14 protein-coding genes are annotated in these 13,801 nt (G+C 59.1%); 1 reads left to right on the forward strand and 13 read right to left on the reverse strand.

Annotation, left to right across the window (positions count from 1 at the left end; all coding sequences use genetic code 11):
- Positions 1-5: 5 nt before the first annotated feature.
- From Q0903_RS14755 to Q0903_RS14780, 6 genes are all read right to left on the reverse strand, one after another.
- Entirely contained in the window at positions 6-266 is a 261-nt protein-coding gene (locus Q0903_RS14755; RefSeq protein WP_299023877.1) for a DUF2484 family protein, read from the reverse strand.
- Complete coding sequence (locus tag Q0903_RS14760) at positions 266-517, reverse strand: DUF2484 family protein (RefSeq protein ID WP_299416695.1); 252 nt, start codon at positions 515-517, stop codon at positions 266-268. The genes Q0903_RS14755 and Q0903_RS14760 overlap by 1 nt, the downstream gene beginning before the upstream one ends.
- The gene (gene murC, locus Q0903_RS14765) at positions 514-1,929 is read right to left on the reverse strand and encodes a UDP-N-acetylmuramate--L-alanine ligase (RefSeq protein ID WP_299023879.1); all 1,416 of its coding nucleotides are present in this window, start codon (positions 1,927-1,929) and stop codon (positions 514-516) included. Before murC ends, Q0903_RS14760 begins: the two co-directional genes overlap by 4 nt.
- On the reverse strand, positions 1,926-3,029 hold the full coding sequence (locus Q0903_RS14770) for a UDP-N-acetylglucosamine--N-acetylmuramyl-(pentapeptide) pyrophosphoryl-undecaprenol N-acetylglucosamine transferase (protein WP_299416698.1): 1,104 nt from the start codon (positions 3,027-3,029) through the stop codon (positions 1,926-1,928). Before Q0903_RS14770 ends, murC begins: the two co-directional genes overlap by 4 nt.
- Positions 3,026-4,192: a putative lipid II flippase FtsW gene (ftsW, locus tag Q0903_RS14775; protein ID WP_299023881.1), complete on the reverse strand. Its 1,167-nt coding sequence runs from the start codon at positions 4,190-4,192 to the stop codon at positions 3,026-3,028. Before ftsW ends, Q0903_RS14770 begins: the two co-directional genes overlap by 4 nt.
- Positions 4,193-4,301: 109 nt before the next feature.
- Positions 4,302-4,826 carry a peroxiredoxin-like family protein gene (locus tag Q0903_RS14780; RefSeq protein ID WP_299416700.1) on the reverse strand — a complete coding sequence of 175 codons (525 nt, stop codon included), beginning with the start codon at positions 4,824-4,826 and terminating at the stop codon, positions 4,302-4,304.
- Positions 4,827-4,957: 131 nt separating this feature from the next.
- Here Q0903_RS14780 and Q0903_RS14785 point away from each other — a divergent pair, with 131 nt between their 5' ends.
- The gene (locus Q0903_RS14785) at positions 4,958-6,133 is read left to right on the forward strand and encodes an aminoacetone oxidase family FAD-binding enzyme (RefSeq protein ID WP_299416702.1); all 1,176 of its coding nucleotides are present in this window, start codon (positions 4,958-4,960) and stop codon (positions 6,131-6,133) included.
- 36 nt (positions 6,134-6,169) lie between these two features.
- On the opposite strand, the gene murD is transcribed toward Q0903_RS14785, so the two are convergent.
- The 7 genes from murD to Q0903_RS14820 form a co-directional block, all read right to left on the reverse strand.
- On the reverse strand, positions 6,170-7,567 hold the full coding sequence (murD, locus tag Q0903_RS14790; RefSeq protein ID WP_299416704.1) for a UDP-N-acetylmuramoyl-L-alanine--D-glutamate ligase: 1,398 nt from the start codon (positions 7,565-7,567) through the stop codon (positions 6,170-6,172).
- Between the two features lie 59 nt (positions 7,568-7,626).
- On the reverse strand, positions 7,627-8,973 hold the full coding sequence (locus Q0903_RS14795; protein ID WP_299416706.1) for a tetratricopeptide repeat protein: 1,347 nt from the start codon (positions 8,971-8,973) through the stop codon (positions 7,627-7,629).
- Positions 8,931-9,263 carry a hypothetical protein gene (locus Q0903_RS14800; RefSeq protein WP_299416707.1) on the reverse strand — a complete coding sequence of 111 codons (333 nt, stop codon included), beginning with the start codon at positions 9,261-9,263 and terminating at the stop codon, positions 8,931-8,933. The genes Q0903_RS14795 and Q0903_RS14800 overlap by 43 nt, the downstream gene beginning before the upstream one ends.
- Positions 9,264-9,334: 71 nt before the next feature.
- Positions 9,335-9,727, reverse strand: coding sequence for an ACT domain-containing protein (locus tag Q0903_RS14805; protein WP_299416709.1), 393 nt, complete (start codon positions 9,725-9,727; stop codon positions 9,335-9,337).
- Complete coding sequence (gene mraY, locus Q0903_RS14810; RefSeq protein ID WP_299023887.1) at positions 9,727-10,809, reverse strand: phospho-N-acetylmuramoyl-pentapeptide-transferase; 1,083 nt, start codon at positions 10,807-10,809, stop codon at positions 9,727-9,729. The genes Q0903_RS14805 and mraY overlap by 1 nt, the downstream gene beginning before the upstream one ends.
- A 78-nt stretch (positions 10,810-10,887) precedes the next feature.
- Complete coding sequence (gene murF, locus Q0903_RS14815) at positions 10,888-12,315, reverse strand: UDP-N-acetylmuramoyl-tripeptide--D-alanyl-D-alanine ligase (protein WP_299416712.1); 1,428 nt, start codon at positions 12,313-12,315, stop codon at positions 10,888-10,890.
- Positions 12,312-13,796 carry a UDP-N-acetylmuramoyl-L-alanyl-D-glutamate--2,6-diaminopimelate ligase gene (locus tag Q0903_RS14820; RefSeq protein WP_299416714.1) on the reverse strand — a complete coding sequence of 495 codons (1,485 nt, stop codon included), beginning with the start codon at positions 13,794-13,796 and terminating at the stop codon, positions 12,312-12,314. The genes murF and Q0903_RS14820 overlap by 4 nt, the downstream gene beginning before the upstream one ends.
- Between the last annotated feature and the right edge of the window lie 5 nt (positions 13,797-13,801).

The raw sequence follows: 13,801 nt of genomic DNA on the forward strand, positions 1-13,801 counted from the left end.
ATCGATTACTCCGCTGGGGTGTTGCGCCCGCCACGGCGCAGCCAGCGGCCCAGATAGATCACAGGCCAGCGCAATACCGAGCAGCCCCCCGCCAAGACCAAAAGCCCGATCCACGGGCCATGCTGCATGACCACATAGCCCACAATCGGAATACCGATCGCGACCAGAATATAGGCGTTTCGCCAATGGTGATCGCGGCTGGGCGTCATGGCCAACACATTGGCTATCAACGCCCAGAGACACGCAAGAGTAAGAGAAAGGCTCATTATTCGGGGATCTCCGGATTTTCGCCGCGCAGACGTGCTGCGATATAGCGCAAAGGGTTGCGGAACATGGACACAAAGGCGGCAAAGCCCAGAACAGAATAAACCCACCCGTACTGCATCCCTGCCATGATGATCAGGACGGGGGCCGCCAGCAGCAGCACAAGTGCGGGAAAATACTGCCGACGGATCGGTAGCATCGCCACGCCAGCCGAGGCGAAAACCCAGCCGATAGAAAGCCAGATCAGTGTCACGCAGCCGCCCCTTTGAGCGCGCGCAATGCATCCGGCAGCCCGTTGGCCCAGCCACTGATCGTGCCTGCGCCAAGACAGACAACCATATCACCCGGACGCGCCTGTTCTGCTACGAGACGGGCCAGATCATCGGGGCCATCCACGCGGCGTGCATGGCGGTGACCGTGCTGGATCAGGCCTGCAACCAGCGCGTCACGGTCGGCACCCTCAATCGGTTCCTCACCCGCTGAATAAACATCGGCAATGCCAACCACGTCACAATCATTAAAGCAGGCACAGAACTCATCGAAATGATGGCTCAGGCGGCTATAGCGGTGCGGTTGGTGAACGGCGATCACACGACCCTCTGTGGCTTGGCGCGCGGCCTTGAGCACGGCCGCGATCTCCACCGGATGGTGGCCATAGTCATCAATAATCGTCACACCGTCGACTTCGCCCACTTTCGTAAAGCGGCGGTTCACGCCACCAAACGCGGCAAGGGCCGCGCGAATTTCTTCACCTTTCATGCCCAGATGCCGCGCCACGGCCACCGCCGACAGCGCATTGGACACGTTATGATCGCCCGGCATGGGCAATTGGCAATCCTTGATTATGATATCCTCGTTTTGCAGATGCACATCGAAATGCGCAACGCCCCCCTTATAGTGAAGACCGACCACACGCACATCGGCCTGCGCGCTAAAGCCATAGGTAATCACACGGCGGTCTGTCAGCTTGCCCACAAGGCTCTGAACTTCGGGGTTATCAATGCAGCAGACTGCGACACCGTAGAACGGGATGTTTGATGTGAAATCAAGGAACCCTTGGCGCAGATTCTCGATCGTGCCCCAATGGTCCATATGCTCAGGGTCAATATTGGTTACAATCGCGATGGTCGCGGGAAGACGGTTGAAGGTGCCGTCGCTCTCGTCGGCCTCGACCACCATCCATTCGCCTTCGCCCTTCCGCGCGTTTGAGCCATAGGCGTGGATGATGCCACCGTTCACGACAGTCGGGTCAAACCCGCCGCCGTCCAGCAGGGCTGCAACCATCGTTGTAGTCGTGGTTTTGCCGTGAGTGCCTGCCACAGCGATGTTGGATTTCAGGCGCATCAGCTCGGCCAGCATTTCTGCACGGCGCACAATCGGCAGGCCCATCGCGCGGGCGGCGTCCAATTCGGGATTGCCCGGTTTGATAGCGGAGGAGATCACGACAACTTGCGCATTACTGATGTTCTCGGCGCGCTGGCCTTCGAATATCTTCGCCCCTAGCTCTGCCAAACGGTTCGTGATTGGCGTTGCCTTCAGGTCAGAACCTTGCACCGTATAGCCGTGGTTCAGCAATACTTCGGCAATGCCGGACATACCGATACCACCAATGCCGACGAAATGAATTGCGCCCACGTCTCCGGGCAGTTTGGTTGCGGCGTTCATGGGGCGGGCTCCTTATGTGCGATGTCCTGAACCATATCTGCCAGCGTTTGCGCGGCCTCCGGCTTGCCCAGCGCCAGCGCACTGTTGGCCATTTTGAGGGCCGCAGCGCCATCAGACAGGATCATATAGATGTATTCGGTAAGTGTTTCAGGGGTTGCTGCCGCCTCTGTAATCAAAACGGCGGCCTCGGCCTCTACCAGACCGTGGGCGTTGGCGACCTGATGGTCGCCCGCAGCGGCGGCAAAGGGGATCAAAATAGACGGACGGCCGATAACTGTCAGATCAGCGATAGAAGATGCTCCGGACCGGCTGATGACCAACTGTGCCTCGGACATACGACGCGGGACGTCGTGGAAAAAGGGCTGCACGTCAGCGTTAATGCCGTTATCTGCATAGTATTGCGCGACACGGGTGCCATCCTCGTCACGGGCTTGGTGGCTCACACGGATGTTGCGCAACATCTCCATCGGCAATGCGGCGATGGCAGGTGGGACAACATCGCTGAGGATGCGCGCGCCCTGCGAGCCGCCCATCACCAACAGCTCCATCGGATAATCACCCGGTGCGATGTAGCCTGCACCGGCCCGCTCCAGCACGCTGGCACGCACAGGGTTGCCAACATGCACGCCCTCGATCCCGTCCGGCAATGTAGTCGGCCACGTTCCGCAAGCGACGCGGTCAACACGCGAGGCGAATACCTCGTTTACGCGGCCAAGAACGCCGTTTTGTTCATGGATCATACGGGGCAAGCGCATCATCCATGCAGCCCCGAGCGCCGGAATAGAAGGGTAGCCGCCAAAGCCTACAACCGCATCAGGGCGATCGCGGAACATCGCAAATGCTGCGCCGAGGGTCCCCGCGGCAATGCGCAGCGGAACCATCGCTTTTGCAAACAATCCACCACGGGCAAAGGTGGCACTTGCCATCTGTTCGATCTCTACCGCGTCGGGAAAGCCGCTTGTATACCGCGCACCGCGCGCATCGGTGCTCAGCTTTACGCGCCAGCCGCGCTCCAGCATCACTTCGGCCAGCGCCTGCGCTGGGAACATATGCCCCCCAGTACCGCCCGCGGCGATCACCAAAAGAGGTGCGCGGCTCACGTCCTGCCCCGAGACAGCAGCGCGCTGATTTCGCCCTGTGGGCGCGAACGGGTGAAGGCCAGTAACATGCCCAGCGCAATGCCAGAGGCAATTACCGAAGAGCCACCGTAGCTGACAAAAGGCAGCGTCATGCCCTTGGCGGGCAGTAAGCGCACAGCAACACCCATATTGATCATCGCCTGCACACCGAACATGCAAGCAAGGCCAGTACCCGCAAGACGGATGAAAGGATCACGCTCGCGTACCAACCGCAGCAAGGAGCGTACAACAACGGAGGCATAGAGCGCGATGATACACAGCACCAAAACCAGCCCGTATTCCTCGGCAGCGACCGCGATGATGAAGTCCGTATGCGCATCAGGCAGCGACCATTTCACTTCGCCCTCGCCCACACCCACGCCAAACAATCCGCCCTCACGGATGGCATTGGTGGCATAACCCAACTGCGTTGTCGGATCGACATCAACGCTGAGAAACCCGTCGATGCGGCGGGCAAAATGTTCGGAGTTGGAATAGGCAATGCTGCCTGCCAGCACGACCATACCCGCCATGCCCACCAGCAACACCATCGGCGCACCAGCGACAAAATACATCACACCCCACCCAAAAAGCACCAGACAGGCCTGACCAAAATCGGGCTGCAATGCAAGCATAAGCACGATGGTGATACACAAGGCAAACGACCACGCCTTACCAGGGGGGCCGTTGATCTCGAGATTGGCTGCCATCATCCATGCCGCTACAACCACAAAACCGGGTTTAAGAAATTCGGAAGGCTGCACAGACGCAAAGCCGAGGCTGTACCAGCGCACTGCCCCTTTGCCAAAATCCGTGCCGAAGAAAGGTAAAAACATCAACGCAACGAAAGCTGTCAAAAACCCTACAACCGCCAGTCGCCGCACCACCGTGGGTGACATCATGGACGTCAGCATCATGGCAATCATTGCCAAACCACCAAAAAAGGCTTGCCGCTGCACATAGTGGAACGGCTCAAATCCGTTTTTCTCGGCCAGCGGTGGCGAGGCGGCAAGGCCAAGCAGCATGCCGACACCAAAGAGCATCAGAATGCAGGACAGAGCCCATTTATCGAGCGTCCGCCACCACTTAGGGAGGATTGGTTCGCCGTCCCGATGGGGGACTGCGCCATAGACCATTTCTGTCATGGGTACGTGCCTTACACTGCCTGTCATGCCGTCTTTTCGACGATCTAAGATTAGTGTAGCGCGAAATTGCGCGCGCCGCTAGGGCTTTTGCACCCTTTTGCCCCGCCTGTCAGCCTATGTGCGTGCCACGTATGGGATAGTCATTGGCGCGGATAAATTTGATACCGTTTGCGATGCTTTGCAGATCGGGCCGCGCAAAAGGCGCGTTAGAGACATCAACAATTTGAATAGCCCCTTCGGCATTAATCACAAACAGGCCCGGTTCGGGAAACGCGCGGTCGGTTTCCTGCGCGCTGCGCGGCTGGGAGATATAGAGCCCTAGTGCAGTCATCTGCGCCATGCTCAGGTCATACCCCAGAGCCAAGGTCAGCTCCTTTTCCGCGACCATTGCCTGCGCTTTTTCCTGCGGATCACCCGACACGGCCACAATATCCACGCCCAATGCGTTGAATTCAGGCTCAAGCTCTTGCAGTTTCGACAGGTAGGTTTTGCAGATCGGACAATGCAGTCCACGGTAGACAACCACCAGCTGCCAGTCATGTCCGCCGCGCGGCGCGCCTAGTGTTAGAGTGCCTCCTGAGACTCCAGCGACATCTGTTTTCGGAAAGAGGCTACCTGCGGGTAATGCTGTCATTGAATTGTCTCCTGATTTTAGCCGCAGACTACTCCCGCAGCGCCTGCCCACAACCCTGATCACAAAACCTTGACCATACCTGCGCGCAAAGGCCTGCTTGACCGCGCGCGGCGGCTAAGGCACCTGAGGGCATGGAATATGATACAGCGATTATTGGCGCAGGCGCCGCAGGGATGATGTGTGCCGCCCATCTGTCAGGGCGCACCCTGCTGGTGGATCACGCAAAAGCTGCGGGCGAGAAAATTCGCATCTCGGGCGGGGGGCGATGCAACTTCACCAATCTCTATACGGATCCTGATGCGTTCATCTGCACCAACCCGCATTTTCACAAATCTGCCTTGGCGCGCTATACCCAGTGGGATTTCATCGAGCTGGTGGATGCACATAAAATCGCTTGGCACGAGAAAACGCTGGGCCAGCTTTTCTGCGACAACAGCGCAAAAGATATTATCGCCATGCTGCACAGCCTGATGGCCGCACGCGGTGTGGAGCTGCGCCTGAAATCCTCAATCAGTGATCTGGCACAGGATGATGCCGGCTACAGCTTCACACTGGAAACACCCGACGGCGCCCACCAAATGCGGGCCAAACGCCTTGTGATTGCCACAGGTGGCAAATCCATACCAAAAATGGGCGCATCGGGCTTTGCCTATGACATCGCCGCGCAATTCGGCTTGCGGGTGACGAATACGCGCCCCGCGCTCGTCCCTTTCACTTTCCCCGATGGTCGTTTTGCAGAGATCTCGGGCGTGGCCACCCCTGCCCGCGTGCATGCGGATGGCCCCGTATTCGAAGAGGCGCTGCTGTTTACCCATCGCGGGCTGTCCGGCCCTGCTGTGCTACAGGCGTCGTCCTATTGGACCGAAGGCGCGCCTGTGTATCTGAATATCGCGCCGGATGGCATGTATGAGGCATTGCGCACCCAGCGACAGGCCGCGGGACGGCGCAATTTCACAACCGAGCTTTCGCGCCATTTACCCGCCCGTCTCGTCGATCATCTTGCAGGGTTGTTTGATCTGGGTGGTAATCTGGCCGACTGGTCTGACAAACGCCTTGGCGCATTGGTTGACGGCTTGCGCCAATGGGAGCTGACACCCGGCGGGACCGAAGGTTACCGCACTGCCGAAGTTACATTGGGCGGGATCAACACAGACGATCTGGATGCGCGCAGCATGGCCGCCAAAGCCCATCCCAGCCTGTATTTCATCGGCGAAGCGGTGGACGTCACAGGGTGGCTCGGCGGATATAACTTTCAATGGGCATGGTCATCGGGCATGGCAGCAGCCGAAGACCTGAATGCGGGTTAGTCTGGACGAAGAGCGCCCGAAGGGCAGCGATGAGCCTTAGGCCAGATGCGCCTGCACCAGCCGTACAAAATCATCACCGCGCTTCTCAAAACTGTCATATTGGTCAAAACTGGCCGCAGCAGGCGCAAGCAATACCACATCGCCCTCTTCGGCCTCTGTGATCGCGCGCGTGACAGCCAGCTCCATCGTGGTGCAAACTTCCGCCTCGACACTTAGTTGCATGGCAAAACCCGCAGCCTCGCGCCCGATCACATAGGCCTTGCGGACGGATGCACTGGCACCGGCCAACCCGTCCAACCCGCCCTCTTTCTCTAATCCGCCACAGATCCAGCGGATGTTTTTGAACGCCGATAGCGCCTTGGCGGCGGCATCAACATTTGTCGCTTTGCTGTCGTTCACAAACCGCACGCCGTTTTTCTCGCCGATGGTCTGGCTGCGGTGGGGCAAGCCACCAAAGCTATGAAAGGCGGCCTCGATCACACGCGGGGCCAACCCCAGTGCGCGACAGGCCGCATAGGCGCTACAGGCGTTTTGATGATTATGCGCACCGGGTAATCCGGCCACCGCGCGCAGATCAATAGAGGCCGCTTGTTTACCGCCACGGTATTCGCTCAGGAACCCTTTGCGCGCAAAGACCTGCCACCCCGGTCCGGTCAGCTTGCGCGCCACGCTCACGCGGATCACACGGTCATCCACAGCCCCTTCGCTCAATTGCCCGGCCAGAAAGGCCCCTTCCTGCTCGTCCACACCGATCACGGCGCGGTCTGGTCCGCCTTCGGCAAATAGGCGACGCTTGGCGGCAAAATATCCACCCATGCCCGCATGACGGTCCAGATGGTCAGGGCTGAGGTTTGTAAATACGGCCACATCCGGCGTGAGGTTGCGTGCCAGATCGGTCTGATAACTCGACAGTTCCAACACCACCACGCCGCCCGAGGGCGCAGGCTCGATATCCAGCACGCCGCGCCCGATATTGCCCGCAAGCTGGCTGTTGCGGCCCGCATGCTCCAATATGTGATGGATCAGGGCCGAGGTCGTGGATTTCCCGTTTGATCCTGTCACGGCGATAATCCGTGGGGCGATGTCAAACATGTTCCATTCGGAGGTGGCGAAGCTTTGGAAAAACAACCCGATGTCGTTGTCCACAGGCACACCTGCCTCAAGGGCTGCAGCGACGACAGGATTGGGCGCAGGATAGAGATGCGGAATACCGGGGCTGACGATCAGCCGCGCGATCCCGTCAAAGGCACCCTGTTTTGACAACTCCAGACACGTGAACCCCTCGGCGGTTGCCGCGTCCCGCGCGGCGGGATTGTCGTCCCAACACACAGGTTCCGCCCCGCCCGCCTGCAACGCGCGCGCCGCCGAGAGGCCAGAGCGCCCCAGCCCCAAAACCGCCACACGGCTTCCTTGCATGCCCTGAACTGGTATCATCCCGCGTCTCCCAATGCCGCCCGTTACGCTTCCTCCCTTGCCAGAGTTTCCGCGCCGCTTCAATGTGGAGGTTCGGGGTGGGCAAGATCAATCGAGCTGTTCCGCGCAGGCACCACGCGCCAGCGGCAGTCTCTAGGCCGCGCGGCCAGAAAAATCTCAAGATTTTTTGCAACCGTCACCGTACTCGGATGATCCGCCCCTAAAGCCGCCTCAAACACAGCAAAGGCCTCGCGGTAAAGCGGCTCGGCCTCTTCATACCGTTCGGTTGCCTCAAGCAATTTAGCCAGATTGTTGAGGCCAATCGCATAATCCGGATGAGCCTCACCCATTGTCTTGCGGGTAATCTCCAACGCCTTGCGGTAAAGGGGCTCTGCCTCTTTACACCGTCCGGTTCTGCGAAGCAAAAAAGCCAGATTGTTGATGTATACCGCATAGTCCGGATGCGCCTCACCCACTATCTTGCGGACAATCTCCAACGCCTCGCGGAAAAGCGGCTCGGCCTCTTCATACCGTCCGGTTGCCTCAAGCAACCCAGCCAGATTGCTGAGACGTACAGCATAACTCGGATGCGCCTCGCCAACTGCCTTGCGGGTAATCTCCAACGCCTCCCGGAAAAGCGGCTCGGCCTCTTCATACCGTCCGGTTACGCGAAGCAATTCAGCAAGATAGTTGAGGCGTATTGCATAAGACGGATGCACCTCGCCCACTGTCTTTCGGTCAATCTCCAACGCATCGCGGTAAAGCGGCTCGGCCTCTTCATACCGTCCGGTTGCGTCAAGCAATCCAGCCAGATTGTTGAGACCGTTTGCATAACTTTCCGACTCTTTGCCTTCCAATTCACCTGTAAGAGCTAGAACCTCCCGAAACAGCGGTTCCGCTGCTGGATAATTTCCGCTGTTTTGAAGTGCTGTTGCGGCGCGGTCCAAGGCGCTGGACAGTTCCAATTTATCTCCCTCGGCACGCGATTTGCGTTTCATCTCTTTGGCAAACCGCAAACCGGCGGCAAAATCACCCGCCTTCAACGCAAAATTGCTGGCGTTGTAGAGATGGTCATAGGTCGCGGAAAGGGAGGCGGCGCGGGCGTAGTGATTGGCGGCATCTGCCCACCGCACTTCGGCTTCGGCAACCTCGCCGCGCCCGAAGGCCGCGCGAGCAGAATTCTCGACAGCCATTTGTTCGCGGGCTTCAATCTCTGCAAACAACTCATCCGCGATGGAATAGTCGCCCTGCTCCAACGCCGCGCGCGCCTCGGCAATACGGTCGCCACCGATTTCATTGCCGGCACGTTCGAGGATTCCCTCAAGATCGCGAATGCGCTTTTGCGCTTCCTTGAGGGAGGCTTCGGGATTGGCGATTTGCGCCTTCAGCGCCGCAATCTCGCGATTGAGAAGATCGCCTTCTTCCACATGGGTGTACGAAGTTTTTCCTGCAATTGCGCTTCGCGTTTGTCCAAGATCATCAAATGCTGATCCATAGAAAGGACATCGCCCGTTGGCAGGGAGGCGGTAAACACTGGAGGTTCGGGCGGTTTCTTTTTGAAAATCGGTTTGACGATGAACCAGAATGCGCCGCCCAATAGACCAAGGATCGTCAGCAGCACGGCCAAAACAGCGGCTATGGCATTTGCACGGTTCTGGTTGTCCTCGACACCAAACCACGTCCAAACTTCGTTACCTAGCGCAACAAGGCTGTCCATACCGCTTTCCTCACCCTATCCCAATGTCCAGAATACACGGCAAAGGCGAAAAGCCCAGAGGTGCCAGCCCCTTACGCCTGTCCTGCCAGATCAACCAACAGCGCTACGGCGCGGGGGGCATCCTCGGCTGGCACAAAGGCGTGATCGTGGTGCAGGCCTGCGACCATGTTGCAAGCGATGCCTGCTTCGGCCAGCACGGAGGCCACGGCGGCAGTCAGGCCTACACCGTCCAGCGCGGAATGTACCGACAGGGTGATGCGCTGCATGGGCAGGTCGCTTTGCAGGCCGTGCGCGCTTGCCGTCTCGTCGCTCAGGATCAGGGACAGGCCTTCGTCCTCGCGGAAGGTGGCGATGGCGTGGGCGGCCAGTGCCTCGGGGCCGGTGCAAAAGTGGTAGAGGACCGGATCAAGCACAGGCGCCATGCCCGCGATCATAGCAGCCGTATCTTTGACGGGCGTGACCATCAGCGGACCTTAAGGGTGGCCAGACCGATCAGCGCGAGGATCAGCGAGATGATCCAGAAGCGGATCACGATCTGCGGCTCGGCCCAGCCCTTTTTCTCATAGTGGTGGTGGATCGGGGCCATCAGAAACACACGCTTGCCCGTCCGTTTAAAGTAAAGCACCTGAATAATCACGCTCAGCGCCTCGACAACGAACAGGCCACCTACGATGCCCAGCACCAGCTCGTGCTTGGTGGCGACCGCAATTGCCCCCAGCGCGCCGCCCAACGCAAGCGAGCCTGTATCCCCCATAAACACTGCCGCAGGGGGCGCATTGTACCACAAAAACCCAAGGCCGCCGCCAAAGATACCCGCCGTAAAGATCAGGATTTCACCCGTACCCGGCACGTAATGCACATCCAGATAATCGGTAAAATCAACGCGACCCACCGCATAGGCGATCACGCCAAGCGTGCCAGCTGCAATCATCACTGGCATAATCGCCAGACCGTCAAGACCATCGGTCAGATTGACCGCATTGGCTGCGCCCACAATCACAACCATTGCAAAAGGCACAAAAAGATAGCCCATATAAATAAGCGTATCCTTGAACACAGGCAGCGCCAGTTGGTGCTGTAGATGCTCGGGGTGGTATTGCGCGGCCCAAAAACCTGCGATGCCAGCGATCGCAAAGCCAAGCAGCAACCGCACTTTGGAGGATACACCCGCCACCGTTTGCTTACTGACCTTCGCATAGTCGTCTGCAAAACCGATGGCGGCAAAGCTCATCGTGACAAAAAGCACCATCCAGATGAACGGATTGTCCAACCGTGCCCACAACAGCGTGGACGTCAACAAAGCACCGACAATCAACAAGCCGCCCATGGTAGGCGTTCCAGCCTTGGCAAAATGCCCTTCGGGGCCATCATCGCGGATGGGCTGACCTTTGCCTTGGGTACGCCGCAGCATGTTGATCAGCGGTTTGCCAAAGATAAAGCCAAAGATAAGCGCAGTCAGAAAAGCGCCACCTGCACGAAAAGTGATGTATCTAAAAAGGTTAAAGAAATCGCCGCCATCCGACAACAGGGTCAACCAATACAGCATACATCGTCCTTACTTACTTGACCGGTGCACTACCCACATCTTGTAGGTCAGCCCAGCGTATCCCCCCCATAGGCGGTGTTACTCGTCAGTTACCCGATGGCCCATTTTACGGATGGCGTCAACGATCAGGCCCAATTTCATGCTCAAAGAGCCCTTAACAAGCACCACGTCCCCCGCATCCAGACGGTGGCGCAAACCTTCGCACATCTGCGCAGAGGTTTCATACCAGTCACCGCGCTGGTGCTCGGGCAGCAGATCATAGAGCGCGCGCATCAGCGGGCCGACACAATGCACCACATCCAGTGACTGTGTAGCCTCCAGATGCGCAAGCCCCGCATGCAGCGCTATCTCGTCTGTGCCAAGCTCTTTCATGTCACCCAGAAAGGCGATGCGGCGACCCTTGCCAATGCGGCCCACACCATCGGTAGTCTGCGCGCCGGCAAGCACTTCGAGAGCGGCCGAGACAGACGTGGGGTTGGCGTTATAGCTATCGTCGATCAAGGATAGGCGCTGGGAGGTTTCTACCGGATCAAGCTGTATGACTTCGCGCTGGCCGCGCCCTTTGTAGGGGGTCCAGCGGCCCAAGGCAGCCACCGCTTGGCCCAGATCGGCACCAATGGCCTGCACAATCGCCAGGGCACCCAGCCCGTTCATGGCAAAATGCCGCCCCGGTGTGGCCAGCTTGAACAAGATCGGCTTGTCGTCGAATTCAGCCTGCACAACGGTTGTATCACCCTGAATGCTCAGCTCCTTCAGCTTCCAGTCAAATCCGTGCTCGCCAAAGGCTATGCCGTGTAATCGTTTGTCATGGGTTTTCGCTGCCAGAATGGCAGAAGTTTCAACATCTGCGTTATATACCGCCGGAGCGCCGATGGGCAGGCTGTCAAAGATGCTCGCCTTTTCCAGCGCGATGCCGGTGATGTTCTCGAACGCTTCCAGATGGGCGGCGGCGACTGTTGTAACCATAGCCGCATGGGGGCGGGCCAACATGGTCAGAGGCAGAATTTCACCGGGATGGTTCATGCCCATCTCGATGATCGCGTATTCGGTATCGGCGGGCATTCGCGCCAGCGTCAGCGGCACGCCCCAATGGTTGTTGTAACTGTCCACGCTTGCATGCGTGCGCCCCTGCGGGGAAAGCATGGCCAGCAGCATTTCCTTGGTCGAGGTTTTGCCTACAGAGCCGGTAATGCCGATCACCTTGGCATCCGTGCGCGCACGCGCCGCAGCGCCAAGGCCTTCCAGCGCCTTCAGGACATCATCCACAACCAGCAAAGGCGCATCGGGTGCTACCCCTTCGGGGATACGCGAGACGAGTGCCGCCCCTGCCCCTTTTTCCAGCGCCATGGCGACAAAATCATGGCCGTCGCGCACATCCTTCAGCGCCACGAACAGATCACCTGCCTCAATCGTGCGGGTGTCGATAGAGACGCCATTTACAGCCCAGTCACCCTGCGCCTTGCCACCTGTCGCCGCAGCAGCCTGCGCGCTTGTCCACAAACTCATGTCAGCCTCCCGTCGAGCGCCGCCACAGCTACGCTGGCTTGTTCCACATCATCAAAGGGCAGCACATCATCGCCGATGGTCTGGCCTGTTTCATGCCCCTTGCCTGCAATCAGCAGCGCATCACCTGTTTCCAGCACATCTATACCCCGCAGGATTGCCTCGGCACGGTCGCCCACTTCGGTGGCATCCCTACAGCCTTCCATCACGGCAGCGCGGATGGTGGCAGGGTCTTCGGAGCGCGGGTTGTCGTCGGTCACAAAAACCAGATCGGCATTCTCCGCGGCAGCGGCCCCCATCAGCGGGCGCTTGGCCGTGTCGCGATCACCCCCTGCACCGACAATAGCCACCAGGCGGCCCATGACATGCGGGCGCATGGCCGCCAGCGCCGTGGCGATCGCATCAGGCGTATGGGCATAATCAACAAAAACCGCCGCACCGTTGTCACGCGTCGCGGCAAGTTGCATGCGGCCCCGCACAGTTGTCAGATGCGGGATGGTATCAAACACATGGGAAGGGTCGGCACCACAAGCGATAACCAAGGCGGCCGCCAGCAGTACGTTGTCTGCCTGAAAACCACCAATCAGGTTCAGGCGTTTTTGATATGCCTTGCCGCGCCATTCAAACCGAAGGTCTTGTCCCGTTGCATCAAAACGCTGGCCCGTCAGGTGCAAATCACCCCCATCGCGGCCGACGGTGATCACGTTGCACCCCCGCGCCGAGGCAATCGCGGCCATGTCAACGCCGCGCGGATCGTCAATATTGATTACGGCTGTGCCGGTCTCGGGCAGCACGCGGGCGAACAGGCCCGCTTTGGCGTCGAAATAGGCCTCGAACGTCTCGTGATAGTCCAGATGGTCTTGGGTAAAGTTGGTAAACCCCGCTGCTTGCAACGTCACACCGTCAAGGCGGCGCTGGTCCAACCCGTGCGAGGACGCCTCCATCGCCGCATGGGTGATACCATTGGCAGCCGCATCTGCCAGCGCGCGGTGCAGCGTGATCGGCTCTGGCGTGGTATGGGCCAGCGGTGCGGTCCATGCCCCCTCGACCCCCGTTGTGCCCAGATTTACGGCCGAAAGGCCCATCTCGATCCAGATCTGCCGCACGAACGTACTAACAGAAGTTTTTCCATTGGTCCCTGTCACTGCAATCATGGTCTTGGGCTGTGCGCCAAACCAAAGGGCGGCAGTGCGGGCCAATGCTTCGCGCGGCTGCTCGGAGATCACAAGTGCTGCCCCTGCAGCGCGCACCGCGTCACCCGCCAATTGGGCGCCCTGCGCATCCGTCAGGACCGCGACAGCCCCCGCCGCCAATGCTTTGTCCACAAAACCTGCCCCATGCACAACCGATCCGGGCATCGCGGCAAAAAGTGTGCCTTGACCCACCCGCCTGCTATCGACTTCGAGACTTGTCAGTGTCGGGTTCTCACCCCCTACGGCCATCAGCCCCAGAGAGTTTAGCCGAATGCCGGGATGCGTTGTCATGGGGG

It is taken from the genome of uncultured Sulfitobacter sp. (assembly GCF_947502895.1).
In the GTDB taxonomy this organism is placed as follows: Bacteria; Pseudomonadota; Alphaproteobacteria; order Rhodobacterales; family Rhodobacteraceae; genus Sulfitobacter.

Excerpts from the sequence above, each read along its gene's own strand:
- Q0903_RS14755 (WP_299023877.1), bottom strand. The coding sequence starts at position 266 with ATGAGCCTTTCTCTTACTCTTGCGTGTCTCTGGGCGTTGATAGCCAAT.
- murC (WP_299023879.1), bottom strand. The coding sequence starts at position 1,929 with ATGAACGCCGCAACCAAACTGCCCGGAGACGTGGGCGCAATTCATTTC.
- ftsW (WP_299023881.1), bottom strand. The coding sequence starts at position 4,192 with ATGACAGAAATGGTCTATGGCGCAGTCCCCCATCGGGACGGCGAACCA.
- Q0903_RS14780 (WP_299416700.1), bottom strand. The coding sequence starts at position 4,826 with ATGACAGCATTACCCGCAGGTAGCCTCTTTCCGAAAACAGATGTCGCT.
- Q0903_RS14785 (WP_299416702.1), top strand. The coding sequence starts at position 4,958 with ATGGAATATGATACAGCGATTATTGGCGCAGGCGCCGCAGGGATGATG.
- murD (WP_299416704.1), bottom strand. The coding sequence starts at position 7,567 with ATGATACCAGTTCAGGGCATGCAAGGAAGCCGTGTGGCGGTTTTGGGG.
- Q0903_RS14800 (WP_299416707.1), bottom strand. The coding sequence starts at position 9,263 with ATGGACAGCCTTGTTGCGCTAGGTAACGAAGTTTGGACGTGGTTTGGT.
- Q0903_RS14805 (WP_299416709.1), bottom strand. The coding sequence starts at position 9,727 with ATGGTCACGCCCGTCAAAGATACGGCTGCTATGATCGCGGGCATGGCG.
- mraY (WP_299023887.1), bottom strand. The coding sequence starts at position 10,809 with ATGCTGTATTGGTTGACCCTGTTGTCGGATGGCGGCGATTTCTTTAAC.
- murF (WP_299416712.1), bottom strand. The coding sequence starts at position 12,315 with ATGAGTTTGTGGACAAGCGCGCAGGCTGCTGCGGCGACAGGTGGCAAG.
- Q0903_RS14820 (WP_299416714.1), bottom strand. The coding sequence starts at position 13,796 with ATGACAACGCATCCCGGCATTCGGCTAAACTCTCTGGGGCTGATGGCC.